The sequence below is a fragment of the Acidovorax sp. JMULE5 genome, from assembly GCF_013376875.1.
GTDB classification, from domain to species: domain Bacteria; phylum Pseudomonadota; class Gammaproteobacteria; order Burkholderiales; family Burkholderiaceae_C; genus Acidovorax; species Acidovorax facilis.
On record NZ_CP035951.1, the window covers coordinates 3,423,201 to 3,448,569 of the forward strand.

Here is a 25,369-nt window from a genome sequence, read left to right on the forward strand (position 1 = left end):
TCTTTTTTGGGCTCCGGTCGGCAGGCCCTGGGGCTGTGCGCGAAAGAAGCCGTCGTATTGGTAGACCCACCGGCAACCGCTCGCGCCCCAACTGGCCGACACACACCCAGGTCAGAGACACAATGTGCGGTGCCTTGCAGGCGGGTGACGGAGAGGGTGCGTGCGGCAGCTTGGCAGCCCCGCTGTGGTTCCGCAGGCTTATACAGCACCCCCTGCGCAGGAACCACCCCCTAACGCCTTGTTACCTTGCAGGGCGCCCAGCCACATCGCGCACCTCGCCCCGGGGCGGGGCTTGTGCTGCCCGGATTTGAGGCCAAAACAGGCCTCTGCGCCCGTCCATCAATCCATAGAAGCTATCAATATAGTAGCAATTATCCTTTGACCCGCGCCAGGTGCGTGAGCGGCAGCGCCCCGCTGGCCTTCACCTCGCCCAGCGAGAAGCTGGTGTGCATGTCTTTCACATTGGGCAGGTTCAGCAGCACATCGCGCGCAAACTGCGAAAAGCTGTCCAGGTCGCGCGCCACCACCTGCAGCTCGAAGGTGCCGGTGCCGCTGATGTAGTGACAGGACACGACCTCGGGGATCTGGCGGATGGCCTCTTCCATCTTGCGCGTGAGGTTGCCCGTGCTGCGGTCGGCATCGAGCCGCACAAAGGCCAGCACCCCCAGGCCGATCTTGTGCCGGTCGATCTCGGCGCGGTAGCCCTTGATGAAGCCTTGCTCCTCCAGAGCCCGCACGCGGCGCCAGCAGGGCGCGGCCGACAGGCCCACGCGCTGGGCCAGCTCGGCGTTCGTCAGGCGGGCGTCAGCCTGCAGTTCGTTGAGGATGGCGATATCGAATTTGTCGAGAGTGTTCACAAAATGGCAGCAATGAGAAAGATCCTTTCTCAGAATAGCCTAAACACGGCACAGAACGCAAAGACATATCAGCGGCGCAGACATACACTTCTCTCCACACTGGAGTCGCGGCCCTAAACGGGCGGATGGACTCTGCCCCCCACCGGCCCACAAGGCGCGGACCCCACAAAAAAGCCATTGGAGACATAGCCATGAATGCCCCACTCCCAGAATCCGTCCGCAAGGCGCTAGAAACCGTCACGCTTGACGACAAGTATTCCCTGGACCACGGCCGGGCCTTCATGAGCGGCGTGCAGGCCCTGGTGCGCCTGCCCATGCTGCAGCGCCAGCGCGATGCGGTGGCCGGGCTGAACACAGCGGGTTTCATCAGCGGCTACCGGGGCTCACCGTTGGGCACGTATGACCAGGCGCTGTGGGCGGCCAAGAAGCACCTGGCGGCCAACAACATCGTCTTCCAGCCCGGTGTGAACGAAGAACTGGGCGCCACGGCCGTTTGGGGCACGCAGCAGCTAGACCTGTACCCGCAGAGCAAGAAGTTCGACGGCGTCTTCGGCATCTGGTACGGCAAGGGCCCGGGCGTGGACCGCTGCTCGGACGTGTTCAAGCATGCCAACATGGCCGGCACCGCAAAGCATGGCGGCGTGATCGCGATTGCGGGCGACGACCACATCAGCAAGAGCAGCACTGCCGCGCACCAGAGCGACCACATCTTCAAGGCCTGCGGCACGCCGGTGTTTTTCCCTAGCAGCGTGCAAGAGATCCTGGACATGGGCCTGCACGCCTTTGCCATGAGCCGCTTCTCGGGCGTGTGGTCGGGCATGAAGACCATCCAGGAGGTGGTGGAGTCTTCGAGCAGCATCAACATCGACCCGGACCGCGTGAAGATCGTGATGCCCGAGGACTTCGTGATGCCCCCGGGCGGCCTGCACATCCGCTGGCCCGATGCGCCGCTGGAGCAGGAAGCGCGCCTGATGGACTACAAGTGGTACGCGGCCCTGGCGTACATCCGCGCCAACAAGCTCAACTACAACGTCATCGAAGGCAAGAACGACCGCTTCGGCATCATTGCCAGCGGCAAGGCCTACAACGACACACGCCAGGCGCTGGTGGATCTGGGCCTCGATGACGACACCTGCCGCCAGTTGGGCATCCGCGTGCACAAGGTCAACGTGGTGTGGCCGCTCGAAGCGACCATCACCCGCGACTTCGCCCAGGGCCTGCAGGAGATCCTGGTGGTGGAGGAAAAGCGCCAGGTCATCGAATACCAACTGAAAGAAGAGCTGTACAACTGGCGCGCCGATGTGCGGCCCAATGTGCTGGGCAAGTTCGACGAGCCCGAAGGCGACGCCACGGGCGGCGAATGGTCCATGCCCAACCCCAGTCAGAACTGGCTGCTGCGCGCCAAGGCCGACCTGACGCCGGCCATCATCGCCAAGGCGATTGCCAAGCGCCTGAAGAAGCTGGGCGTATCGAGCGACATCATCGCGCGCATGGATTCGCGCATCGCCGTCATCGAAGCCAGCGAGCGCGCCATGACCGAGCTGAAGGTGGACACGGGCGAACGCGCCCCGTGGTTCTGCAGCGGCTGCCCGCACAACACCAGCACCCGCGTGCCCGAAGGCTCGCGCGCCGTGGCCGGAATTGGCTGCCACTACATGGCCAACTGGATGCCCGACCGCAACACGTCGACCTTCACGCAGATGGGCGGCGAGGGCGTGACCTGGGTGGGCCAGGCACCGTTCACCACCGACCAGCACGTGTTCGCCAACCTGGGCGACGGCACGTACTTCCACAGCGGGCTGCTGGCCATCCGCCAGAGCATTGCGGCCGGCACCAGCATCACCTACAAGGTGCTCTACAACGACGCCGTGGCCATGACCGGCGGCCAGCAAGTGGGCGAGCGGCCCGAAGGCCACTCGGTGCTGCAGATCATGAACAGCCTCAAATCCGAGGGCGTGGTCAAGCTCATCATCGTGACCGACGAGCCACAGAAGTACGACGGCGTGGCGCTGGCCGAGGGCGTGACGGTGCACCACCGCGACGAGCTCGACACGCTGCAGCGCCAGTTCCGCGAGATCAAGGGCTGCACGGTCATCATCTACGACCAGACTTGCGCCACCGAAAAGCGCCGCCGCAGGAAGCGCGGCACGCTGGCCACGCCCGACAAGACCGTGGTCATCAACGAGCTGGTGTGCGAGGGCTGTGGCGACTGCTCGACCAAGTCCAACTGCCTCTCCGTCGAGCCGGTGGAGACGGAATTTGGCCGCAAGCGCCGCATCAACCAGAGCACCTGCAATAAGGACTACTCGTGCGTGAACGGCTTCTGCCCCAGTTTCGTCACGGTGGAGGGCGGCAAGCTCAAGAAGCCCAAGAAGGAAAAGAAGGGCGACCTGTCGGCGCTGCCCTCCATTCCTGAACCCGTGCTGCCGGTGGCCGAAGCGGCCTGGGGCATCGTGGTCGGCGGCGTGGGCGGCACGGGCGTGATCACCATCGGCTCGCTGCTGGGCATGGCGGCGCACCTGGATGGCAAGGGCGTCATCACGCAGGACGCTGGCGGCCTGGCGCAAAAGGGTGGCGCCACCTGGAGCCACATCCAGATCGCCAACCGCCCCGAAGCCATCTACACCACCAAGGTCGATACGGCCAAGGCGGACCTGGTGATTGGCTGCGATTCCATCGTGGCGGCCCACAAGTACACGCTGGCAGTGATGCAGCCCGGCCGTACCTTTGTGGCGCTCAACACGCACGGCACGCCCACGGCGGCGTTTGTGACCAACCCGGACTGGCAGTTCCCCGGTGCCAATTGCGACAGCGCGATTGCTGCGGCGGTCGGCGCAGGCGGTGTGGGCAGCTTCGATGCTGAGCAGGTGGCCACCCAGCTGCTGGGCGACAGCATCTACACCAACCCGCTGATGCTGGGCTACGCCTGGCAAAAGGGCCGCGTGCCGCTGACGTTGGCATCGCTGATGCGCGCCATGGAGCTCAACGGCGTGCAGGTGGACAACAACAAGGCCGCGTTTGAATGGGGCCGCCGCTGCGCGCACGATCTGGCGTCGGTGCAGGCGCTGTTCCAGGCGGCGCAGGTGATCCAGTTTGTGAAGAAGCCCTCGCTGACCGAGATGATCGCCAAACGTGTCGAATTCCTCACTGGCTACCAGAACGCGGCCTACGCGGCCGAGTACCACGCGTTTGTCGAGAAGGTGAAGGCGACCGAATCGCGGCTGGACGTCGGCACCCGCCTGAGCGAAGCCGTGGCCCGCTACCTGTTCAAGCTCATGGCGTACAAGGACGAGTACGAAGTGGCGCGCCTGCACACCGACCAGGCTTTCACGGACAAGATCGCCAACATGTTCGAAGGCGACTACAAGCTGGTGCACCACCTGGCGCCGCCCATGACGGCCAAAAAGAACGACCGGGGCGAACTCGTCAAGCAGCCGTTTGGACCGTGGATGCGCAGCGCTTTTGGCCTGCTGGCCAAGATGAAGGGCCTGCGCGGCACGGCGCTGGACGTGTTCGGCAAGACCGAGGAGCGCCGCATGGAGCGCGCGCTGATCGTGGAATACCGCGCCTGCATCGACGAGCTGCTGGCCACGCTGAATGCGGACAACCTGGCCCTGGCCGTGGAAATCGCCCGCATCCCGGAAGAGATCCGGGGCTACGGCCACGTGAAGGAGCGCCACCTGAAAGCGGCACGCCCCAAATGGGACGGCCTGATGGCCCAGTGGCGCGGCGGCAAGGCGACCGAGCCCCGGCGCCAGGCGGCCTGACACACGGCCCGCAGCGGCCGTTTGGGGCGGAGAGCCCGCGCCTGGCGCGGGCTTTTTGCTATTAATTGATGAGCTATAAATGTATAACCATCAAGCGCTAGCAGCCATTTTTACCCAAATAACTGTCAATCCATCCCCAGCACCGCCTGGCGCGGCAAACACCCGCTGCCGCCTTGGGTCTTCCTCCTGGGGACACAGGCGGGGCGCCGCATACAATGCCCTGTTCTGCCCTGACAGGCGCTATGGCGCTTGCCTCTGGCGGGTTGTGTGAATTTTGAACATCCGTTGTGGAGTCCAGTCCGTGTTTATTTCTTCCGCTTTTGCCCAAACCGCACCCGCAGCAGCCGCTGGCGGCGGCGACATGATGTCCACGCTCACGGGCATGCTGCCCCTGGTGCTGATGTTTGTGGTGCTGTACTTCGTCATGATCCGCCCCCAGATGAAGCGCCAGAAGGAACACCGCGCCATGATCGAAGCCATTGCCAAGGGCGATGAAGTGGCCACCGCAGGCGGCATCGTCGGCAAGGTCACGCGCCTGTCCGAAGGTTTCCTGCACATCGAGATCGCCAGCGGCGTGGAAGTGCAGCTGCAGCGCAGCGCCGTGGTTCAGGTGCTTCCCAAGGGTTCGGTGAAGTGAGGATCAACCCCCTGAGCGGCTGCGCCGCTTCCCCCTTCTCTCGCGCTGCGCGCGGGACGGGGGACGACGCCCGTGGCCTGGCAACGCCAGTTCCACGGTGTCCGCTGGCATGAGGGGATCGGCGCACGCAGCGCCTGAAATACTGAGATAAGAGCGCGATCATGAACCGTTATCCGGTCTGGAAGTACGCGATCCTGGTGATCGTGCTGCTGGTGGGGGTGTTGTACACCCTGCCCAATTTCTTCGGCGAGGCACCTGCCGTGCAGGTTTCGTCGGCCAAAGCCACCGTCAAGGTGGACACCGCCGTGCAGCAGCGGGTGGAAGAGGCGCTCAAGGCGGCTGGCGTCACGCCAGACTTCGTGGAACTGGAAGGCAACTCGGTGCGCGCGCGTTTCGATGCGCCCGACACGCAGCTCAAGGCCAAGGACGCGATCCAGAAGGCCCTGGTACCCGACGCCAACGATCCCTCGTACATCGTGGCGCTGAACCTGGTGTCCCGCTCGCCCGTCTGGCTCAAATCCCTGCACGCCAACCCCATGTACCTGGGCCTGGACCTGCGCGGCGGCGTGCACTTCATGCTGCAGGTGGACATGCAGGCGGCCTTGACCAAAAAAGCCGAGTCGTACGCAGGCGACATCCGCACCGCACTGCGCGACAAGAGCATCCGCCACGGCGGCATCAGCCGCGAAGGGCAGAACATCGACATCAAGGTGCGCGACGAAGCCACGATGACTGCAGCCCGCAACCTGATTGCGGACCAGTTCCCCGACCTCCAGGTCACTAGCACGCCCGAGGGCACTGAATTCAAGCTGCGCGTTGCCATCAAGCCCGAAGCCACGCGCAAGGTGCAGGAGCAGGCGCTCAAGCAGAACATGGTCACGCTGCACAACCGGATCAACGAACTGGGCGTGGCCGAACCCGTGATCCAGCAGCAGGGTCTGGACCGCATCGTGGTGCAGCTGCCCGGTGTGCAGGACACGGCCAAGGCCAAGGACATCCTGGGCCGCACCGCCACGCTGGAAGTTCGCCTGGTGGACGAGGGCACCGAAGCCCGCGCCGCCGAGACTGGCCGTGGCCCCGTGCCGTTCGGCTCGGAACGCTATCTGGAACGCAGCGGCCAGCCGGTCATCGTCAAGAAACAGGTGATCTTGACCGGCGAGAACCTGACCGATGCCCAGCCGGGCTTTGACGGCCAGACGCAGGAACCCACTGTGAACCTCACGCTGGACGCCAAGGGTGCGCGCATCTTCAAGGACATCACGCGCGAGAACGTAGGCAAGCGCATGGCCATCGTGCTGTTTGAAAAAGGCAAGGGCGAAGTGGTGACCGCGCCAGTGATCCGCACCGAAATCGGCGGTGGACGCGTGCAGATTTCGGGCCGCATGACCACGGCCGAAGCCAACGACACCGCGCTGCTGCTGCGCGCCGGTTCGCTGGCGGCGCCCATGGAAATCATCGAAGAATTCACCATCGGCCCCAGCCTGGGCGCCGACAACATCGAGCGCGGCATCAACAGCGTGGTCTGGGGCCTGATCGCGATTGCCATCTTCATGTGCGCCTACTACATGCTGTTTGGCGTGTTCTCCAGCATTGCGCTGGGCGTGAACGTGCTGCTGCTGGTGGCGGTTCTGTCGATGCTGCAAGCCACACTCACATTGCCGGGCATTGCCGCCATGGCCCTCGCGATTGGGGTGGCCATTGACTCGAACGTGCTGATCAATGAACGCATCCGCGAGGAGCTGCGCTCGGGTGTCTCGCCACAGGCGGCCATCCATACGGGCTACGAGCGTGCCTGGGCGACGATTCTCGACTCCAACGTGACGACACTGATTGCAGGCCTGGCCCTGCTGGCCTTTGGCTCCGGCCCGGTGCGCGGGTTTGCCGTGGTGCATTGCATCGGCATCCTGACCAGCATGTTTTCGGCCGTGTTCTTCTCGCGGGGCCTGGTGAACCTGTGGTACGGCCGCCAGAAGAAGCTCAAGAGCGTGTCGATCGGTACGGTCTGGAAGCCAGATGCCGACACCGCCGTGGCCAAGACGAACTAAAGGACAACGGCCATGGAATTCTTCCGCATCAAAAAAGATATCCCCTTCATGAAGCACGCGTTGATCTTCAACGCGATCTCCTTCATCACCTTTGCCCTCGCAGTGTTCTTCCTGCTGACCCGCGGCCTGCACCTGTCGGTGGAGTTCACCGGCGGTACGGTCATGGAAGTGGCCTACAGCCAGCCCGCCGAACTGGCCAAGGTCCGCGAGACGGTTTCCGGCCTGGGCTATCCGGACGTGCAGGTGCAGAACTTCGGCACCGCCCGCGACGTGATGATCCGGCTGCCCGTGCAAAAGGGCGTCACATCCGCGCAGCAAAGCGAGCAGGTGCTGGGCGCGCTCAAGGCCGCTGACCCCGAGGTCACGCTGCGCCGCACCGAGTTCGTCGGCCCGCAGGTGGGTGAGGAACTGGTGCACGGCGGCCTTATGGCACTGGCCATGGTGGTCGTGGGCATCGTGATCTACCTGGCCTTCCGCTTCGAGTGGAAGTTCGGGGTCGCCGCCATCATTGCCAACCTGCATGACGTGGTGATCATCCTGGGCTTCTTCGCGTTCTTTCAGTGGGAGTTCTCACTGTCGGTGCTGGCTGCTGTGCTGGCCGTGCTGGGATACTCGGTCAACGAGTCGGTCGTGATCTTCGACCGGATCCGCGAGGCCTTCCGCAAGTACCGCAAGATGAGCACGCACGAGGTGATCGACCACGCCATCACGAGCACGATGAGCCGCACGATCATCACCCACGCTTCGACCGAGGCCATGGTGCTGTCGATGTTCTTCTTTGGCGGCCCCAGCCTGCACTACTTTGCGCTGGCGCTGACCATCGGCATCCTGTTCGGCATCTACTCGTCCGTGTTCGTGGCAGCCGCCATCGCCATGTGGCTGGGCGTAAAACGAGAGGACCTTGTCAAGCCCGTCAGAAAAGATGGGGATCCGAATGATCCCCATGCCGGAGCCACCGTCTGACCCGCTAATATCTGCCCATGCAGCCCACGCCCTCTTCTGTTCCGCAGCGCCGCCTGGCCCGCCAGGCGCGCCAGCGGTTCGTAGAGGGCATCTGTGCAGGGCTCCCGGACCTGGACAAGACGGTCCTGGACCTCCTGACAACGCTGATGACCCAGACGGGCACGGCGCGCGAAATGCAGTCGCACCGCGATGCCTGGATGCGGTACCAACAGCACCATGCAGCCTGGACAGATCGCACCGGCAAGGCCTGGCGCGATGCGTTGGCCCCCCACAGCAGCACCACCCGGGGTGCCTTGGCAGCCAATGGCGCAAGCCCTCAGTTCGAACTGTTGAGCGACGATGTGGTGGAAAACAAGATCCTGGCTTCGCGCATGGCCCTGACGGTCAGCGAACAGGTGAGCCAGCAGTTCGACACACTGCGCCAGCGCACCCAGTCGCTGGAAGGCCAGGAACTCGACAGCAGCGATATCCTCCGTCCGGAAGCCGTGTGCCTGCTGCTGGTCGAGCAGTGGGTGGAGGCCGGACTGCCCCGCACCGACCTGCAGACCGTGGTGGACCCGCTGCAGCGGGAACTGGCCAACCTGCTCCAGAAACAGTACCAGGCCGTCAACGTGTTCTATGTGGAACAGGGTGTGACGCCACAGGCGGACCTGAAGTCCCGCGTGCGGCGCACGGCGGGGGGGGCGATCACCGGCAGCGGTGGTAGCAACGACTCCGGGGCCGGAGGCCTGGCCTCCCAGGCCCTGGCCCAGACCCGGGATGCCATGGCGGCAGCGCGCGGGGGCATGATGCCCCCCCAAGGCGGTCGGCCCATGCCCCAGCATCCGTCCCGCATGCCCCCACCGGGCTACCCGCAGCACGGAATGCCCACTGCGTTTGCCACCGGCATGACTCCGCTGGCACGCGCCCGCCAACGCGCCCACGGTGTGATGGGGCAACTGCGCAGGCTGCTCACACAGCCCGCCACCGGCTTCGACATGGTCAATGCCCCACCAGCGTCTGCGGCGCTGGCCCATGCACTGACCGCCCACCGTGTGCACGCCGACACGTACTACAGCGGTGTCGCCACCCTGATGGAAGACTACAGCCCTGCGGCCGTGGTCCAGTTGGCAGGGGCCGTGCGCGAACGCTCGACCGAACTCAAGAAAAAAGCCTCGACGGCCGGTGAAAAAGCCATCATCGAAGTGGTGGCCCTGATGTTCCAGAGCATCCTGGCCGAAGACCGCATCCCCCCAGCCGTGCGCGTGTGGTTTGCGCGGCTTCAGGTGCCTGTGCTGCGCGTGGCACTGGCCGAGCCTGAGTTTTTCAGCAACCTCAACCACCCAGCGCGCCAGCTGATCGACCGCATGGGCGCCTGCGTAATGGGCTTTGATGCGACCAGCATCAACGGCAGCGCGCTGGAGGCGGAAATCCGCCGCGTGGTACAGGTGATTGAGCAGTACCCTGAAACCGGCCGCCGGGTGTTCCAGCTGGTCTACGACGAGTTCGAGAAGTTCCTGTCCAAGTTCCTCACCGAGAAGCAGGCCACCTCGCGTCTGGTCACGGTGGCCCAGCAGGTCGAGCAGAAGGAAACGCTGGCGATCCAGTACACCATCGAGCTGCGCACCATGCTGCGCGACATGCCGGTGCGCGACGAGATCCGCGAGTTTCTCTTCAAGACCTGGGCCGAGGTTCTGGCCCTCTCGGCCGTGCGTGACGGCCCCCAGCACGCAGACACCATCTCGCTCAAGCGAACGGCTGCTGACCTCGTCTGGGCCGCCAGCGCCAAGCCCAACCGCAGCGACCGGGCGCAGGTCATCCAGAATCTTCCTGGCCTGCTACAGCGCCTGCGCCAGGGGCTGACCCTCATGGGCGTGAACGGCGCTCCGCAGGACGCCCAGATCAAGATCCTCACCGACACCCTGGCCGATGCCTTCCTGTCCAAGACGGCCTCCATTCCGCAGGCCCACATTGACGCCATGGCCAAGCGCCTGGCCAATCTGGAGGACTTTATTAGCGATGCCACGCTGGGCGACATGCCGCTCAATGCCGACAACATCGAAATGATGCTGGGTATCGACGCTTCGTCCATTCACGTGGTCGCCGACAACGGCGCCCCGGTGGAAGACGCCATGGTGGCCTGGGCCCAGGAACTGCAGCCTGGCACCTGGTACACACTGGACCACAACGGCGCATCAGCCCAGGTGCAGTACGCGTGGCAAAGCCAGCGCAAGCAGCTGCACCTGTTCGCAGCGGTGGATGGCAGCAGCTACCTGATCCAGCTGCGCAGGCTGGCTGCGTACTTGCAAGCGGGCTTGCTCGTGGCCCAGGACGAAGAAGGCCTGACCTTGCGCGCCACGCGCGATGCACTGGCCAAGCTGGACGCGAACCCCGAGCGGCTGCTGGACTGACGCGGTTTCAGGGGGCATCAAGACGATGCCTGTGCCACCGGGCAACGAGAGGTCACCGCCAGCGTCAGGCGCTGCCCAGCCGCTGGTACAGGCCGCCGGGCAAACGCGCCACCTGGCCATCCAACTCCAGCTCCAGCAGCTCCACCTGCAGCGACGCCGCATCCATGCCCGTGCGGGCCACCAGGGCATCCACCCCCATGGGGTCAAAGCCCAGCGCCTGCAACAAGGGGCTTTCAGTCTCGCGAGTGTCGATATCCGTGCTGCCTTCTTCGTCAAGCACGGCAGCGCCAGAAGAGGCGCTCTGCTTGCCTGCCGCAGGGGGCATGCGCAGTTCTTCCAGCACATCCTGCGCGGACTCCACCAGCTTGGCGCCCTGGCGTATGAGCGCATGGCAACCCCGAGATTGCGGTGCGTGAATGGAGCCGGGGATGGCAAAGACCTCGCGGCCCTGTTCCGCCGCCATTCGGGCGGTGATCAGCGAACCAGATGCCAACGCCGCCTCGACCACGAGAGTGCCTTGAGAGAGGCCGGAGATGATGCGGTTGCGCTTGGGGAAATTGGCGGCCAGCGGTGGCGTGCCCAGGGGGTATTCGCTGACCAACACCCCGTGGGCTGCGATGCGGTGGGCCAGGTCAAGGTTCTTGCGGGGGTAGACGCGATCCAACCCGGTGCCCACGACCGCAATGGTGGCGGGTGTTGCCTCCGCAAAGGGGTCGGAGGACACATCCAGCGCACCTTCATGGGCTGCCGCATCCACACCCAGCGCGAGCCCCGAGACGATGGTGAAGCCCGCCCCCCGCAGCGCGCGCGAAAAGAGCCGCGCGTTGTCCGCGCCCTGTGCCGTGGGGTTGCGGCTGCCGACCACGGCCAGGCACCGGCCGGTCGGGAACGGGTTTTGCGCCAACAGCCGGGCTGCCCCCATCAGGTACATGAGCAGCGGGGGATCTTCGGTGTCCAGCAGCGACTGTGGATACCGGGCATCCCCCAATGTGATCACCGCACGGGCAGGTCCTTGTGGGTCTGCTCCCTCCAGCCAATGCCAGGTGGTCTCCAGCAACGCCTCCCATCCGCTGGGTACGGTACACAGCGCCTTGGCCTGGGCCAAGGTCACACAGTGCTGCAAGGCAGATTCGGGTTGGCGGAAGATGTCCTGCGGCAGCCCAAAACGGGACAGCAGGCGCCGCGCGGCGCCATTGCCCACGCCCTGGGAAAGCGTGAGGCGCAACCAAGCGCCCAGCTCGTCGCGGTCCATGGAGGCAGTTGATAGAAGAACCACGGCAACGCCGGCCCCGCCGCCGCGCCACCAACAGGCAGCCGTGCGGCTTCAGCCAGTCCGCCGTTATTCCTGAGGATTGATCAGGCGGTCGCCCACGCGCACTCCGCTGCGGATTTCCAGCAGCAGCGCGTACGAGACGCGGTCGAAGGTTCGGAACACCATGGCCGTCCCGTTGCTCTCGCTGGGTAGCTTGATTATAGTCTTCCCCTCGCCAGTCACATCCTTGATGCGGTCGCCCTGGGTCAGCAGCGACAGGACATGACCTGGCTCAATGCCGTCTTGCGAACCCATGTTGATCGCAACCACCTGGTTCTGGGCGGCATAGGCTGCCGAGAAGCTGCCGTAGATGGAGACGATGCGCGCGTCCACATCGATGTGGGGCGCTCGTGGGGTGTAGCTGGTAAAGACCCGGGCAGGCGCTGGCAGGATGCGGTCTCCTGCGCGTATCTCTTCCTTGGTGCCGGACAGATCCACAGTGGCAGGTACATATTCAGAGACATAGCCGCCCTTGCCGTTGGGAATCTCCTCAAAAGACTCGCCACGCACCAGCTCGGCCTTGCCCAGGTACTGTGCTTCGTACCCCAGGATTTCACCCGTCACCGGATCCTTCATGGCCACGGCATCGCGGAAAACACGGAAAAAACGGGGCTCGCCAGGTTCTGCACGAACGGGGGCGGATGCATCGCCGCGCACATAGGCGCGGTCGCCACTGGCCATGAGCACGCGATCTTCGGTGGTGGCCACAATGCGGGGAGCCCGTTGCAACACGTCGGCATCCACCACCAGAGGCTCCACAAGGAAGGGCTCGATCAGGTGAGACTTGAGTGTGGGGAGCGCCGTGCTGGCCAGACTGTCGCTGCGGGTGCGGGGCGACACGCGCACCGTCTGAGGCTCTGAATCCGACACGCCAGGGGGTGTCGTACGCAGGCGGGCGTAGCTGCCATCCTTGTCCAGGTAAAGCGTCTGGCCCGGATAAATCAGGTGCGGGTTTGCAATGGCCTTGAGGTTCATGCCCCACAGTTCGGGCCAGCGCCAGGGCCGCTTGAGGTACAGACCCGAAATACCCCACAACGTGTCACCGCGCTGCACCGTGTAGGTGTCCGGGGCGTTAGGCGCCAGCTCTGACAGGGGGATGCCACGCTCCGACACTTGCTGTGCCGTGGCGCGCTGACCGCTGGAGATGGGAGGGGTCTGGGCCTGAGCCGGTGCGACCAGCAAAGCGCCAGCGATGATGGTGAGCGCGCCCAGGGCGGTCCGCCGCACGCTGGTGAATGCTGTCATGTTGTTCCTTTTCTCATGCATTGGGAAACGCCCCCTCGCTGGCACCTCGACGCACGGAGCAACCGCGCAGCCGGGCAAATACGTTACAAAGCTTCTTAGATTCTCTGCTCAAGCCCTTGATTCGGCAACGATTATTGGCTGGCGGCGCTGCAGCAGGCCTTAAAAGTGGCGAAAATAGCGACATCTCTTGGCAGCTTTCATGGCAATCCTTCCCATTCTCTGTTACCCGGACCCCCGGCTTCACAAGGTTGCACGCCCCATTGCGGCGGTGGACGACCGCATCCGGACGCTGGTCTCCGACATGCTGGCCACCATGTACGACGCCCATGGCATTGGCCTGGCCGCCACCCAGGTGGACGTGCACGAGCGCCTGGTGGTCATCGACGTTTCTGAGGAACGCAACCAGCCGCTGGTGCTCATCAACCCCGAACTGGTCTGGACCAGTGCCGAAAAGCACCTCAACGAAGAAGGTTGCCTCTCGGTACCCGGCATCTACGACGGCGTTGAACGCTTCGATGCTGTGCATGTGCGGGCACTGGACGCCCAGGGCCAGTCCCGCGTCATTGAGGCCGATGGCCTTCTGGCGGTGTGCATCCAGCACGAGATGGACCATCTCATGGGCAAGGTGTTTGTGGAATACCTCTCCCCACTCAAGCGCAACCGCATCAAGACCAAGATGGTCAAGCAGCAGCGGGGGGCGCGCGAGTGACCGGTCCGGCGCTCTGCACCCGCAGGGGTGGCGGAGTGCTGGCGCGCCTGGCGCTTCTTGTGCTGGCGGTGCAAATTTCGGGCTGTGCGCTGCCAGCCCGCGAAAAAACCGGCGCGCTGCGCGCCGAGGTGGTTGCCCGTCTGGGGCCGCCCACCGCCTCCTTCCCTTTGCCAAGCGGCGAGCGGCTGCTGTACTCCGAACTGCCCGCAGGGTTTGCGGCCTACAACCTGGATTTCGACGCCAGCGGCAGGCTGGTGCGCAACGAGCAGGTGCTGACGCAGGCGCGCTTCGAGAACCTTCCCGTGGGCGTATGGACCACCGCCGATGTGCAGCGCACCTTTGGCGCGCCTTTGCGCGTGGAGCGTGTGGCACGGTTCGAGGGCGACATCTGGACTTACCGGTTCCGCCAGAACTCCGACCCGCGCCTTGCCCACGTCCACCTGGACCGCCAGGGCGTGGTTCGGCTGGTGATGTTCACGGACGAGCTTCCCCATTTTGACAACGCGCGCGACTGAGTGCGTACTTACCTCCTGACAACGGTTTCCCATGAGAGTCATTTTTGCCGGCACGCCCGAATTTGCCCGCGTGGCGCTGGAGCGGCTGCTGGCCGCAGGGTTCACGGTGCCCCTGGTCCTGACCCAGCCCGACCGCCCCGCGGGGCGCGGCATGAAGTTGCAGGCCTCCCCCGTCAAGCAATGCGCGCTGGAGCACGGCATCCCGGTGGCGCAGCCCCGCAGCCTGCGCCTTGACGGCAAATACCCCGACGATGCAGCTGCCGCGCGAGATGCGCTGGTGGCTGCGCAGGCCGATGTGATGGTGGTGGCCGCCTATGGACTCATCCTGCCACAGTGGGTATTGGATCTCCCGGCCCAAGGGTGCCTGAACATCCACGCCAGCCTGCTGCCCCGCTGGCGGGGAGCCGCGCCCATCCATCGCGCCATCGAGGCCGGGGATGCAGAAACCGGCGTCACCATCATGCAGATGGATGCCGGCCTGGATACCGGCGACATGCTGCTGATGGAGCGGCTGGCCATTGCGCCCACAGACACCACCGCCACCCTGCACGACCGGCTGGCCGCGCTCGGGGGCCGCATGATCGTGGAGGCTCTGGAGCTGGCCGCCTGTGGAGGGCTGAAGGCCGTGCCCCAGCCCGCCGAGGGCATCACCTACGCCCACAAGATCGAAAAGGCCGAGAGCACCATCGACTGGTCGCTGCCCGCCACGGTGATCGGCCAGCGTATTCGGGCGTTTGACCCGTTCCCCGGAGCCAGCACCGAATGCGCCGGGGAAACGATCAAAGTGTGGAGTTATGAAATTGATAGCAATAAATCGAATACGGATAAGCGCCAGGGCCAAATTTTGTCGGTAAATGGCTACGGAGTGACGGTCGCCTGCGGCGAAGGCACGCTGCGCCTGACCACCTTGCAGCGCGCGGGGGGCAAGCGGCTCGCAGCGGCCGATTTCTTGCGGGGCTTTGACCTGCAGCCCGGCATGGTGCTGGGCGCTGCGCCCACCACCGCCGCGACACCGGCATGAGCCGCCGGGCCGCCATCGGCAACACGCTGCGCCACCCCTCCTTTCGCGTGGCCGCCATCGACATGGCGGGCACGGCCGTGGGCATCGGGGCCTGGGGCCTGGTCACCGGTGTGGTCATGGTCAAGAGCGGGCTGCCCGTTGGGATGGCCATCTTCATGTCGCTGGTGGTGTATGCCGGCAGCGCGCAGCTGGCGGTCATCCCTTTGATGGCGGTGGGCGCGCCGCTGTGGGTGGTCTGGCTCACGGCGAGCTGTGTGAACCTGCGTTTTGTGATCTTCAGCAGCATGTGGCGCAGCTACTTCGCGCACCTGCCGCTGCGCCAGCGCCTGGCGGTGGGCTATTTCAGCGGCGATGTGATCTACGTGGCCTTCATGAAGCGCTTTCCGGAGCCGCGCCCCCAACCCGAGCAGGTGCCGTATTTCTGGGGTGCGGCCAGCACCAACTGGCTGGCCTGGCAGGTGCCGTCCATCGCGGGCATCCTGCTGGCCAATGCCGTGCCGCTGTCCTGGGGCCTGGGGTTTGCGGGCGTGCTGGCGCTGCTGGGTGTGCTGCTGTCGCTGCTGTTTGACCGGGCCACCTGGCTGGCCACCGGGGTCGCCGCCACGGCTGCAATTGCCGCGTTTGCACTGCCGCTCAAGCTCAACATCCTGGTGGCCATTGCGGCGGCGGTGGCTGCGGGCCTCTTGATGGAAGCAGTGGACCGCCGCCGCCACAAGCCCGAACTGGTCCTGCTGCCCGCCGACAGCGTGCTGCCCCCTGAAGAACGCGAGCAGGTCGAGGCGGGCGACGTCGTGCCACTGCGCGAGGAGCGCCATCCATGATGAACGACGGGTCCTGGATCGAACCCGCCATCGCCATCTTCGGCCTGGCCGTGATCACGGTGGTGTCGCGCTCGTTCTTCATGATCCCCGAGCGCGAGCTGCCGCTGCCTGATTGGCTCAAGCGCGGGCTCAAGTACGCACCGCTGGCCGCCCTCACCGCCGTGATCGCGCCCGAGATCCTGATGACCCAGGGCGAACTCATCGGCACGTTCATGGACGCGCGCATCCCTGCCGTCCTGTGTGCCACTGCCTACTACTTCTGGCGGCGCGGCATCCTGGGCACCATCGTGGTGGGCATGGTGGTGTACCTGCCGCTGCACATCGGCTGGAATTGGTAGAGAAGCACCTCCTGAGCCGTGTGCGTCAGTGCCGCCGCCAGAGGCGGTGGCTCTTCGGTGCAGTCCAAGCCTGCGCAGGCAGGCTTGGAGCCGCTGCCCCTCAGCCCCCAGGGGGACGACGCCAGGGGCCTGGCAGAGCCAGTTCCGCGGTTGCACTGGCACGGGCGCGGGAGCCGCATGGGCTTAGCTCACTAAAATGGCAGCCCTCAAGAGCCCGATTCAATCCACCCCTCCCGCCATGAACATCCTCCGCTTTTCCGATCTGTGCGCCCAAGGCAAGGCCCAAGGCCAGCGCGTTTTCATCCGTGCCGACCTGAACGTTCCCCAGGACGATGCTGGCCGCATCACCGAAGACACCCGCATCCGCGCATCGATCCCCTGCATCCGCATGGCGCTGGACGCCGGAGCGGCCGTTATGGTGACCAGCCACCTGGGCCGCCCGACCGAGGGTGAGTTCAAGCCCGAGGACTCGCTGGCCCCCGTGGCCGCACGCTTGGCCGAGCTGCTGGGCCGCGATGTTCCGCTGGTCTCGAACTGGGTGGACGGCGTCACCGTCGCCCCTGGCCAGGTCGTGCTGCTGGAAAACTGCCGCCTGAACGTGGGCGAGAAAAAGAACAAGGAAGACCTGGCCCGCAAGATGGCTGCGCTGTGCGACATCTTCGTGAACGACGCCTTTGGCACCGCCCACCGCGCCGAAGGCACGACCTACGGCATCGCTCAATTTGCCCCGATTGCCTGCGCTGGCCCACTGCTGTCGGCCGAGATCGACGCCCTGACCAAAGCACTTGCCCATCCCCAGCGCCCGCTGGCTGCCATCGTGGCGGGCTCCAAGGTCTCGACCAAGCTCACCATCTTGAAGAGCCTGGCCGACAAGGTGGACCAGCTCATCGTGGGCGGCGGCATTGCCAACACCTTCATGCTGGCGGCGGGCCTGCCGATCGGCAAAAGCCTGGCCGAACCCGACCTGCTGGACGAAGCGCGCGCCGTGATCGCCGCCATGAAAGCGCGCGGCGCCGAAGTGCCGATCCCCACCGATGTGGTCACCGCCAAGGCCTTTGCCGCCGATGCCCCAGCGACCGTCAAGGCAGCCAAGGACGTGGCCGAGGACGATCTGATCCTGGACATCGGCCCCGAAACCGCCGCCCGCCTGGCCACCCAGCTCAAGTCCGCAGGCACCATCGTCTGGAACGGCCCGGTGGGCGTGTTTGAATTCGCGGCCTTTGAAAACGGCACCCGCGAGATTGCCAAGGCCATCGCCGAATCCCCCGCGTTCAGCATTGCTGGCGGTGGCGACACCCTGGCGGCCATCGCCAAATACGGCATCGAAAAACAGGTGGGCTATATCTCCACCGGCGGCGGCGCCTTTCTGGAAGTGCTGGAAGGCAAGACGCTGCCCGCGTTCGAAATTCTTGAAAAACGCTTCGTTACCATCGTTTGAAATTTGTTACGCTCGCCGGTACAAGCAAATGCAGCCACGCGTAAGCAAGCACGCCAATCTGTGACCAAAAACAACGAATTGCGTGTGTCTGGGCGCAGTTACCTCAATTTTTTCTTGTTTTTGTTGAGTATCGCGCCCAGAATTATTTTTCAATCGCGTGGGATGTATCTGTTCATGTCCCCGCCTCTCAAAGTCCGTAGGAGGGAATCATGAAATTTTCAAAGGCAGTCAGCTTGGCGGTATTGGCCGGCGCTGTGGCTACTTTGGCGGGATGTGCTTATCGTTCGCCCATTCCCCTGGCGGAGAACTTTGAGCTGACGGTACAACCCAAGGTCCGCTCGGCGGGCCACTGGGAACTGGTCTCGAACGACGTGGTGGCGCAAACCCTCAGCACGCTCGACAAGACCGGCATGGCCCCTGGCACGCAGTTGCATGTCGCGCTGCCCCCCAACCCGAGCGCATTCGATCTGGCATTCCGTGATTTCCTGATCACCAAGCTCGTGCAAAGCGGTGCGCCTGTTTTGCAGGATCCTGGCCAGGCACTCAACGTGACGTACAACACGCAGGTGGTTCGTCACAACAGCCCCCGCCCCCACTTCATTCCTGGCCAGTTCACGATGATCGCTGCGGGCCTGATGGCAGCCTACGGGCTGCGTCACGAGCACCTGGATCTGCAGCTGCTGGCCGCGCTGGGTGCCACCTCGCTGGCTGACTACGGCGCCAGCATCAACTCGGGCGGCCCCACCAACACCGAGCTGATCCTGACCACCACGGTCACACGCGGCGGCCAGTATGTGGCCCGCAAGACCGATGTGTACTACCTCGAGAACGCGGACACGCCGCTGTTCATGCGTCCGTCGTACTACAAGAACGTCAATATGAAGGTAGTTTCGCAATGAAAACCGCAGCACTTCTGACCGCGCTGGCCGCAGCAGCTTTGCTGGCCGGCTGTGCCAACAATGGCGCGCCCACGCGCACCGATCCGACCTACCAGGAAGCCGCCAACAACCAGTTCCTGACCAGCAGCCGCGATGCTGTGGCCAAGCTGACCGCCGGTTTCGACCTGAGCGCAGCAGGCAGCGGCCCTGTCCTGGTGGCCACCGTGGTCAACGTGAACGACCTGAGCCGCTCGGCCCCTCTGGGCCGCACGCTGTCCGAGCAATACGCCTCGCACATGGCGGCCAGCGGTTTCAACGTGAAGGAAATCAAGCTGCGCGGCGACGTGTTCGTGCGCGAAGGTGCTGGCGAGTTGCTGCTGTCCCGCGAAATCAAGGATATCGCCCGCAGCCACAATGCCTCGCTGGTGCTGGTGGGCACCTACTCGGCCGCTGCCAATTTCACCTACGTGAGCCTGAAGCTCGTGCGCACGGAAGACAGCCGCATCATCCGCGGTCACGACTACGCACTGCCCAACGACCGCGATGTGCAGCGCCTGCTGGCGGTACCGCGCTGAGGGAATGCGAATTCGGTAGAGGGGCTCCTCCTGCGTACGGGGACTCCCGAACCACCCCAAAAAAGGCCGTCTCGACGGCCTTTTTTGTTGTCCACTGCGGGCTCGTGACCACACCCCGGAGTCCTCTGCGCCGCAGCGGTGGGCAGAAAACCGTGCGGCGGTGTTTGTCACCCCACCTAAAATCAGGCCCCATGACCTTCACCGACATGCTGCGCGACGCCACGGCGCAAAACAACTCCCTGCTGTGCGTGGGCCTGGACCCGGAGCCCACGCGGTTTCCTGCGGGAATGCAGGGCGATGCGCACAAGATCTATGACTTCTGCGCCGCCATCGTGGACGCCACGGCCGATCTGGTGTGTGCCTTCAAGCCACAGATCGCCTACTTTGCCGCCCACAGCGCCGAAGACCAGCTCGAACGCCTGATGCAGCACATGCGCGCCAACGCACCGCATGTGCCGGTGATCCTGGATGCCAAGCGCGGCGACATTGGCTCCACGGCCGAGCAGTACGCCAAAGAGGCCTTCGAGCGCTACGGTGCCGATGCGGTCACACTGTCGCCCTTCATGGGCTTCGACTCCATCGAGCCCTACCTGGCTTACCACGGCAAGGGCGCGTTTTTGCTCTGCCGCACTTCCAACCCCGGCGGCGACGACCTGCAGACCCAGCGCCTGGCCAGCGTGGAGGGACAACCGCTGATGTACGAACATGTGGCGCGCCTGGCGCAGGGGCCGTGGAACAAGAACGGCCAGCTGGGCCTGGTGGTGGGCGCGACCTACCCGCAGGAGATCGAGCGCGTGCGCGCGATTGCGCCCACGCTGCCGCTGCTGATCCCAGGCGTGGGCGCCCAGGGTGGCGACGCCGCTGCCACCGTGCGCGCCGGGCTGCGCGATGGCGGGCCGATCATCGTGAACTCGTCGCGATCCATCCTGTACGCATCCAAGGGCGACGACTTTGCAGCGGCGGCGCGCACCGAGGCCCAGCGCACCCGCGCGGTGCTCGAAGCAGCCCGCGCGCGCTAACACCCCACTTTCAGCTCCGACAACCTTCGCGCCCCAGCTGCACCCGGATCACACCCATGCAGCTCAAGTGGCTCGAAGACTTCATCGTGCTGGCGCAGGAGCGCAGCTACACGCGGGCAGCCGAGCTGCGGCATGTCACGCACCCCGCCTTTGGCCGCCGCATCCGCGCGCTGGAGGCCTGGGCGGGTACGCCGCTGGTGGAGCGCGGTGGCGGCCCCGTCACCCTGACGCCTGCCGGGCAGAGCTTTCTGGAAACTGCGGGCCACATGGCGCGCAGCTTGGCGCAGTCGCATGAGGAGCTGCAGAGCCTGGCCGGGCGGCAGGCCCGCACCGTGACGCTGGCCACCGGCCGCACGCTGGCACGCACGGTGGTGGCCGACTGGCTGGTGCGGCTGCAGCCCATTTTGCAAAACGCCGAGCTGTGCATACGCACCCGCGCCCTGGCAGACACCGTGGCCCTGCTGGAGAGGGGTGAAGCCGACTTCTCGCTCGTGTACCACCACCCGGCGCTGGCGATACGGCTGGATGCGCGCCAGTTCATGCATGTCACGGTGGCGTCCGACCGGCTGGTGCCCATTTCGCGGGCGACGGCACAAGGGCAGGCGCTGCACCGCTTCGGGCACGACCACCTGCCCGTGCCCTACCTGGCCTATGCCCCCCAGCTCGCGCTGGGGCGGCTGGTGGAAGACCATCTGTCCCAGAACCCGCATGCGCCCCGGCTGCAGCGGGTGGTGGAGTGCGACTCGGCCGACGCGCACTACGAATACGTGCAAAAAGGCCTGGGCGTGGCGTGGCTGCCCTGGTCCATGGTGCACGCCGATTGCCAGGCCAAACGGCTTGCGCCTGCGGGCGATGCGCGCATGGAAGTGCGTTTCGACGTGCGCCTGTACCGACCCAAACGCCGACTCGGCCCCGTGGCCGAAGCGCTCTGGAAAGCCCTGGCACAGCGTTGACATCCCAGGGTTTGCCCGAGGGGGCAGAACCCATTTGGCACACCTCAGTGCCATTTCAGCACCACAGACGTGTGCCCGCCTTTTCACAATGGCTCCACCCACAAGAACTTCACTGGAGCCCCGCATGCAAAACACTCCCTCCCTGCGCCGCACCGCCTTGCTGTGTGGCATGGCCCTCCTGGCGGCCCCAGCGTTCGCACAGGATGCCTATCCCTCCAAACCCATCACCATTGTGGTGGGCTACCCACCCGGCGGCAGCACCGACCTGACCGGCCGCAACGTGGCCCTGGAGCTGAGTGCCAAGCTGGGCGTACCGGTGGTGATTGAAAACATAGGCGGCGCAGGCGGCGCGATTGGTGCACAGAAGGTGGCGAGCAGCGCACCCGACGGCTACACCTTTCTGGTGGGCGCCAGCAACGAGATTGCCATCAACAAGCTGGTGACCAAGAAGGTGAAGTACGACGTGAAGGACTTCACCGCCATCGGCCTCATCGCCTCGCAACCGCTGGTGCTGGTGGCATCCACCGGCGCGGGCGTGAAGAACCTGGCCGAGTTCACGCAGAAGGTATCCAAGAACCCGGGCAAGTTCAGCTACGGCAGTTCGGGCGTGGGCACCTCGCTGCACCTGGCGGGCGAGATGGTCAAGGAGCAGGGCAAGCTCTTCATGACGCACATCCCTTACCGGGGCGTCGCGCCGCTCACCAACGACCTCATGGGCAACAACCTGGAATATGGCGTGTTCGTGCTCTCCAGCGGCCTGCCACACATCAAGAGCGGAAAGGTGATTGCCCTCGGCACCACCGAAGCCAAACGCTCCGCCGCCACACCGGACATCCCGGCCCTGGCCGAAACCCCGCAGTACAAGAACGTGGACATTGGCGTGTGGTTTGCGCTGATGGGCCCGGCCAACCTGCCCAAGCCGGTGTTCGACAAGGTGAAGAAGGCGCTGAACGACACCCTGCAGTCGCCCGATTTCAAGAAGAAGATGGAAGCCAGCGGCTCCACCGTGGCTGCGACCACGGTCAACATCGACCAGTTCCTGGCGGCCGAAGTCGCCAAGTACAAGAAGATTGTGGAATTCGCCAAGATCGAAGAATGAGCAGCAGCACCGCCCCCCAAAACACGGCCGTTCCACCGCTGGCTTTCGAGCTGCCCGCGCCCGACATCACCGCCTGGCGCGTTGGCAACACCGGCACCGAAGGCGTCTGGCATTTCGACTCGGGCGAGCCCGGCCGCCACGTGATGGTCAGCGCGCTGGTGCATGGCAACGAGCTGTGCGGCGCCTGGGCCTTGAAGGGCCTGCTCGAAGCGGGCGTGCGGCCGCAGCGGGGCACGCTCACGCTGGCGTTCTGCAACCTCGATGCCTTCGACCGGTTTGACGCGAGCAACCACGACGCCTCGCGCTTCACCGACGAAGACCTCAACCGCCAATGGCTGGACGAGCGCATCGACGCAGCCGATACCAACGAGCGCCGCCGCGCCGCCGCGCTGCGCCCGTTTGTGGCGCAGGCGGACTGGCTGCTCGACATCCACTCGATGCACGAGCCCTCGGCCCCACTGCTGCTCACCGGTATCCAGCCGCGCAACCTGGAACTGGCGCGCGCCATGCGCTCGCCCGAGCACATCGTGGTGGATGCGGGCCACAAGGACGGCGTGCGCATGCGCGACTACGGCCGGTTTGGCGCGCTGGAAGACGACCACGGCAACAGCATCCGTTCGCTGCTCATTGAATGTGGCTTCCATGGCGACCCGGCCAGCCGCGCCGTGGCACAGGACCAGTGCGTGCGCTTCATCGAACAGTCCGGCGCCCTGAGCGCCGACGCCCTGGCGCAGCAACTGCCGGGCTGGCGCCTGCCCGATGCGCCCCGCCAGTGGGCGCTGGAGGTGACCGGCCCCGTGGTGGCCACCAGCAGCGCCTTCCGCTTTGTGGCGCCCTACACTGGGCTGGAGCTGTTTGAAAAGGCTGGCACCGTAATCGGCGACAACGACGGTTTGCCGGTGACCACGCCGTATGACAACTGCGTGCTGGTGATGCCGTCGGTGCGCCAGGCGCGCGCGGGCGTGACGGTGGTGCGGTTCGCGCGGCGCAGGGCGCTGTAGCGCTTAGCAACAGCTCAGTAGCGGCGCAACAGGCGCACTGCAGAGGCGGTGGGTGGCAGGAGCCCCCGCCTCTCCCCCTTCAAATACTATAAATTTAATAGCTGTTAGTGCTTATCCATCAAGCGTTAGAGGCCATTTTTGCTTGTATTTTTGGCCCCAACACCACACAGGCCAGAGCTGCCACCACCAGCACAATCCCCGCCCACTGCCAGGGCGCCACGCCCTCGTCCAGCAGCAGCCAGCCTGCGGTGAGTCCCACCACCGGCACCGCCAGGCTGAAGGGGGCCACGCGGTTGGCAGGGTAGCGCTGCAGCAGGTTGGTCCACAGCGCATAGCCAACAATGGTGGCCGCCCAGCCCAGGTAGGCCACAGCCGCCCACGACAGCAAGGGCACGTCCGCCAGCGTTTGCCACTGCAGCCAGCGTGCGGCGTCAGGGTCGAACACGGCAGACAGCGCCACAAAAGGCAGCACCGGCACCAGGCTGCTCCAGATCACAAACGCCAGCGGGTCAAACCCCGGGCTGTGCTGCTGCGCCAGCCTCGCCACGATGTTGGAAGAGGCCCACATGGCGGCGCCGCACAGCGTCAGCAACAAACCAGCCAGCGTGGTGGCCGCCGCCACTCCCACGCCAGAGCCCGGCCCCACGTAGTTCATCGCAAAACACACCAGCCCCAGCGCGGCCAGCACCATGCCCCACCGCAAGGGCAACCCCGGCCGCTCGCGCAGCAGTGCAAAGCCGAACAGCGCGGTGAAGAACACCTGCGTCTGCAGCAGCACACTGGCCAGCCCGGCCGTCATGCCCACCTTGAGCCCTACAAACAGAAAACCGAACTGCCCCACGCCCTGGAACAGCCCGAACAACAGCACCCAGCGCCAGTGCATGCGCGGCGGGCGCACCAGCAGCACCAGCGGCAAGGCGGCACACAGGTAGCGCGCGGCGCCCAGCTGAAAGGGGCTGAAGCTGCGCAGCCCCCATTTCATCGCAACGAAGTTGACGCCCCACAGGACCACCACCACTAGGGCGGCCAGCAGGTCGCGCGCACGCAGCGGGCCACCTACCGGGCCTGGAGGGCCGGATACAGGCGCCGTCACTGCGCAGCCCGCGCAGCGTCGATGTGTGCCTTCACCCGCTGGGCCAGGGCCATGTCGCCGGGGGTTTCGGGGCTCCATTTGTCGATGGCGCGGGGCTGCTCATCGGCATCCACGGCGGTGTAGACCGCCACACAGTGCAGCACCTCTTGCAGCGGCTCGCCATGGATGCCACCGCTTCGCACCTCCACGGCCAGCTGCATGGCGGTGTCGGTGGTGGACGCCAGGCGCGCATGCACCTCCACCAGATCCCCCGGGCGAATGGGGTGCACAAAATGCGCGCCGCCCACAAACTCAGTGATGCACGGCCCCTTGGCCCAGGCGCTGGCGCAGGCAAACCCGGCCTCGTCCACCCAGCGCAGCACAGTGCCACCGGGCACACGGCCGGCCTGGGGCAGGGTGCTTTGAGACGCCAGGAAACGCAGGGTGATCGATTGCATGCCAGGTGCTCCAAGGGGCGGATGTTGGGGCCATTATTCTCCAGCGCGCCATTTGCCGCTGCCCCGTCTCCATGCCTCCAAAGACGCCCCGCAGGTGGCGAAAATTGACCTGAGTCAAAACCCTACTCAAAACAGCCCCCTACATTGCGTTACATCCCGCGCGGCCTGATGGAGGGCCGCATCCCAGTCGGCGGGTGCCGACACCCCGCCCCCTGAGGTCTACCCTTTTGCGCACACACCCACCGTGCGCGTACTG

General features: G+C 65.2%; 22 protein-coding genes. 17 read left to right on the forward strand and 5 right to left on the reverse strand.

Annotated features, from left to right (window positions below; translation table 11 throughout):
* Window positions 1-371: 371 nt before the first annotated feature.
* Window positions 372-857, reverse strand: a complete 486-nt coding sequence (locus tag EXV95_RS15605) for an Lrp/AsnC family transcriptional regulator (RefSeq protein WP_094289647.1) — start codon at window positions 855-857, stop codon at window positions 372-374.
* A gap of 191 nt (window positions 858-1,048) precedes the next feature.
* Between EXV95_RS15605 and EXV95_RS15610 the strand changes: the two genes are divergently transcribed.
* The 5 genes from EXV95_RS15610 (at window position 1,049) to EXV95_RS15630 (ending at window position 10,659) form a co-directional block, all read left to right on the forward strand.
* On the forward strand, window positions 1,049-4,624 hold the full coding sequence (locus tag EXV95_RS15610; protein WP_176887542.1) for an indolepyruvate ferredoxin oxidoreductase family protein: 3,576 nt from the start codon (window positions 1,049-1,051) through the stop codon (window positions 4,622-4,624).
* Between the two features lie 301 nt (window positions 4,625-4,925).
* Window positions 4,926-5,261, forward strand: coding sequence for a preprotein translocase subunit YajC (yajC, locus tag EXV95_RS15615; RefSeq protein ID WP_055400362.1), 336 nt, complete (start codon window positions 4,926-4,928; stop codon window positions 5,259-5,261).
* A gap of 161 nt (window positions 5,262-5,422) precedes the next feature.
* Complete coding sequence (gene secD, locus EXV95_RS15620) at window positions 5,423-7,306, forward strand: protein translocase subunit SecD (RefSeq protein ID WP_176887543.1); 1,884 nt, start codon at window positions 5,423-5,425, stop codon at window positions 7,304-7,306.
* A gap of 12 nt (window positions 7,307-7,318) precedes the next feature.
* Window positions 7,319-8,269, forward strand: coding sequence for a protein translocase subunit SecF (gene secF / locus EXV95_RS15625; protein WP_121421621.1), 951 nt, complete (start codon window positions 7,319-7,321; stop codon window positions 8,267-8,269).
* Between the two features lie 17 nt (window positions 8,270-8,286).
* The gene (locus tag EXV95_RS15630) at window positions 8,287-10,659 is read left to right on the forward strand and encodes a DUF1631 domain-containing protein (protein ID WP_176887544.1); all 2,373 of its coding nucleotides are present in this window, start codon (window positions 8,287-8,289) and stop codon (window positions 10,657-10,659) included.
* A gap of 64 nt (window positions 10,660-10,723) precedes the next feature.
* On the opposite strand, the gene dprA is transcribed toward EXV95_RS15630, so the two are convergent.
* Together dprA and EXV95_RS15640 are read right to left on the reverse strand one after the other, a co-directional pair.
* On the reverse strand, window positions 10,724-11,911 hold the full coding sequence (dprA, locus tag EXV95_RS15635) for a DNA-processing protein DprA (protein WP_176887545.1): 1,188 nt from the start codon (window positions 11,909-11,911) through the stop codon (window positions 10,724-10,726).
* An 87-nt stretch (window positions 11,912-11,998) separates the two neighbouring features.
* Window positions 11,999-13,216: a LysM peptidoglycan-binding domain-containing protein gene (locus EXV95_RS15640; RefSeq protein ID WP_176887546.1), complete on the reverse strand. Its 1,218-nt coding sequence runs from the start codon at window positions 13,214-13,216 to the stop codon at window positions 11,999-12,001.
* A gap of 199 nt (window positions 13,217-13,415) precedes the next feature.
* Here EXV95_RS15640 and def point away from each other — a divergent pair, with 199 nt between their 5' ends.
* The 12 genes from def to EXV95_RS15700 all read left to right on the forward strand — a co-directional run bounded on the left by def (window position 13,416) and on the right by EXV95_RS15700 (window position 23,583).
* Window positions 13,416-13,925, forward strand: coding sequence for a peptide deformylase (def, locus tag EXV95_RS15645; RefSeq protein WP_121421624.1), 510 nt, complete (start codon window positions 13,416-13,418; stop codon window positions 13,923-13,925).
* Window positions 13,926-13,960: 35 nt separating this feature from the next.
* Complete coding sequence (locus EXV95_RS15650; RefSeq protein WP_176887547.1) at window positions 13,961-14,440, forward strand: hypothetical protein; 480 nt, start codon at window positions 13,961-13,963, stop codon at window positions 14,438-14,440.
* 31 nt (window positions 14,441-14,471) lie between these two features.
* The gene (gene fmt, locus EXV95_RS15655; protein WP_176887548.1) at window positions 14,472-15,461 is read left to right on the forward strand and encodes a methionyl-tRNA formyltransferase; all 990 of its coding nucleotides are present in this window, start codon (window positions 14,472-14,474) and stop codon (window positions 15,459-15,461) included.
* Entirely contained in the window at window positions 15,458-16,282 is an 825-nt protein-coding gene (locus tag EXV95_RS15660; protein WP_176887549.1) for an AzlC family ABC transporter permease, read from the forward strand. The genes fmt and EXV95_RS15660 overlap by 4 nt, the downstream gene beginning before the upstream one ends.
* Window positions 16,282-16,620 carry an AzlD domain-containing protein gene (locus EXV95_RS15665; RefSeq protein WP_142150961.1) on the forward strand — a complete coding sequence of 113 codons (339 nt, stop codon included), beginning with the start codon at window positions 16,282-16,284 and terminating at the stop codon, window positions 16,618-16,620. The genes EXV95_RS15660 and EXV95_RS15665 overlap by 1 nt, the downstream gene beginning before the upstream one ends.
* 238 nt (window positions 16,621-16,858) lie before the next feature.
* Entirely contained in the window at window positions 16,859-18,058 is a 1,200-nt protein-coding gene (locus tag EXV95_RS15670) for a phosphoglycerate kinase (RefSeq protein ID WP_176887550.1), read from the forward strand.
* A gap of 209 nt (window positions 18,059-18,267) precedes the next feature.
* Window positions 18,268-18,957 carry a hypothetical protein gene (locus EXV95_RS15675; protein ID WP_055400342.1) on the forward strand — a complete coding sequence of 230 codons (690 nt, stop codon included), beginning with the start codon at window positions 18,268-18,270 and terminating at the stop codon, window positions 18,955-18,957.
* Complete coding sequence (locus tag EXV95_RS15680; RefSeq protein WP_055400340.1) at window positions 18,954-19,511, forward strand: FlgO family outer membrane protein; 558 nt, start codon at window positions 18,954-18,956, stop codon at window positions 19,509-19,511. Before EXV95_RS15675 ends, EXV95_RS15680 begins: the two co-directional genes overlap by 4 nt.
* Window positions 19,512-19,702: 191 nt before the next feature.
* Window positions 19,703-20,530 (forward strand): orotidine-5'-phosphate decarboxylase, encoded by an 828-nt coding sequence (pyrF, locus tag EXV95_RS15685; protein ID WP_121508156.1) that lies wholly within the window; start codon window positions 19,703-19,705, stop codon window positions 20,528-20,530.
* 56 nt (window positions 20,531-20,586) lie between these two features.
* Window positions 20,587-21,483, forward strand: coding sequence for a LysR family transcriptional regulator (locus EXV95_RS15690; RefSeq protein ID WP_121421629.1), 897 nt, complete (start codon window positions 20,587-20,589; stop codon window positions 21,481-21,483).
* Between the two features lie 124 nt (window positions 21,484-21,607).
* Window positions 21,608-22,582: a tripartite tricarboxylate transporter substrate binding protein gene (locus EXV95_RS15695; protein ID WP_055400334.1), complete on the forward strand. Its 975-nt coding sequence runs from the start codon at window positions 21,608-21,610 to the stop codon at window positions 22,580-22,582.
* Window positions 22,579-23,583 carry a succinylglutamate desuccinylase/aspartoacylase family protein gene (locus EXV95_RS15700; RefSeq protein WP_176887551.1) on the forward strand — a complete coding sequence of 335 codons (1,005 nt, stop codon included), beginning with the start codon at window positions 22,579-22,581 and terminating at the stop codon, window positions 23,581-23,583. The genes EXV95_RS15695 and EXV95_RS15700 overlap by 4 nt, the downstream gene beginning before the upstream one ends.
* Window positions 23,584-23,701: 118 nt before the next feature.
* On the opposite strand, the gene EXV95_RS15705 is transcribed toward EXV95_RS15700, so the two are convergent.
* Both EXV95_RS15705 and EXV95_RS15710 read right to left on the reverse strand, forming a co-directional pair.
* Window positions 23,702-24,676, reverse strand: a complete 975-nt coding sequence (locus EXV95_RS15705) for an EamA family transporter (protein WP_255484754.1) — start codon at window positions 24,674-24,676, stop codon at window positions 23,702-23,704.
* On the reverse strand, window positions 24,673-25,113 hold the full coding sequence (locus EXV95_RS15710) for an acyl-CoA thioesterase (RefSeq protein WP_176887552.1): 441 nt from the start codon (window positions 25,111-25,113) through the stop codon (window positions 24,673-24,675). The genes EXV95_RS15705 and EXV95_RS15710 overlap by 4 nt, the downstream gene beginning before the upstream one ends.
* Window positions 25,114-25,369: the final 256 nt, after the last annotated feature.

Bases quoted from the DNA above. Each gene is read 5' to 3' on its own strand.
- EXV95_RS15610 (WP_176887542.1), top strand. From the start codon at position 1,049: ATGAATGCCCCACTCCCAGAATCCGTCCGCAAGGCGCTAGAAACCGTC.
- secD (WP_176887543.1), top strand. From the start codon at position 5,423: ATGAACCGTTATCCGGTCTGGAAGTACGCGATCCTGGTGATCGTGCTG.
- secF (WP_121421621.1), top strand. From the start codon at position 7,319: ATGGAATTCTTCCGCATCAAAAAAGATATCCCCTTCATGAAGCACGCG.
- EXV95_RS15630 (WP_176887544.1), top strand. From the start codon at position 8,287: ATGCAGCCCACGCCCTCTTCTGTTCCGCAGCGCCGCCTGGCCCGCCAG.
- dprA (WP_176887545.1), bottom strand. From the start codon at position 11,911: ATGGACCGCGACGAGCTGGGCGCTTGGTTGCGCCTCACGCTTTCCCAG.
- EXV95_RS15640 (WP_176887546.1), bottom strand. From the start codon at position 13,216: ATGACAGCATTCACCAGCGTGCGGCGGACCGCCCTGGGCGCGCTCACC.
- def (WP_121421624.1), top strand. From the start codon at position 13,416: ATGGCAATCCTTCCCATTCTCTGTTACCCGGACCCCCGGCTTCACAAG.
- fmt (WP_176887548.1), top strand. From the start codon at position 14,472: ATGAGAGTCATTTTTGCCGGCACGCCCGAATTTGCCCGCGTGGCGCTG.
- EXV95_RS15660 (WP_176887549.1), top strand. From the start codon at position 15,458: ATGAGCCGCCGGGCCGCCATCGGCAACACGCTGCGCCACCCCTCCTTT.
- EXV95_RS15665 (WP_142150961.1), top strand. From the start codon at position 16,282: ATGAACGACGGGTCCTGGATCGAACCCGCCATCGCCATCTTCGGCCTG.
- EXV95_RS15670 (WP_176887550.1), top strand. From the start codon at position 16,859: ATGAACATCCTCCGCTTTTCCGATCTGTGCGCCCAAGGCAAGGCCCAA.
- EXV95_RS15675 (WP_055400342.1), top strand. From the start codon at position 18,268: ATGAAATTTTCAAAGGCAGTCAGCTTGGCGGTATTGGCCGGCGCTGTG.
- EXV95_RS15680 (WP_055400340.1), top strand. From the start codon at position 18,954: ATGAAAACCGCAGCACTTCTGACCGCGCTGGCCGCAGCAGCTTTGCTG.
- pyrF (WP_121508156.1), top strand. From the start codon at position 19,703: ATGACCTTCACCGACATGCTGCGCGACGCCACGGCGCAAAACAACTCC.
- EXV95_RS15690 (WP_121421629.1), top strand. From the start codon at position 20,587: ATGCAGCTCAAGTGGCTCGAAGACTTCATCGTGCTGGCGCAGGAGCGC.
- EXV95_RS15695 (WP_055400334.1), top strand. From the start codon at position 21,608: ATGCAAAACACTCCCTCCCTGCGCCGCACCGCCTTGCTGTGTGGCATG.
- EXV95_RS15700 (WP_176887551.1), top strand. From the start codon at position 22,579: ATGAGCAGCAGCACCGCCCCCCAAAACACGGCCGTTCCACCGCTGGCT.
- EXV95_RS15710 (WP_176887552.1), bottom strand. From the start codon at position 25,113: ATGCAATCGATCACCCTGCGTTTCCTGGCGTCTCAAAGCACCCTGCCC.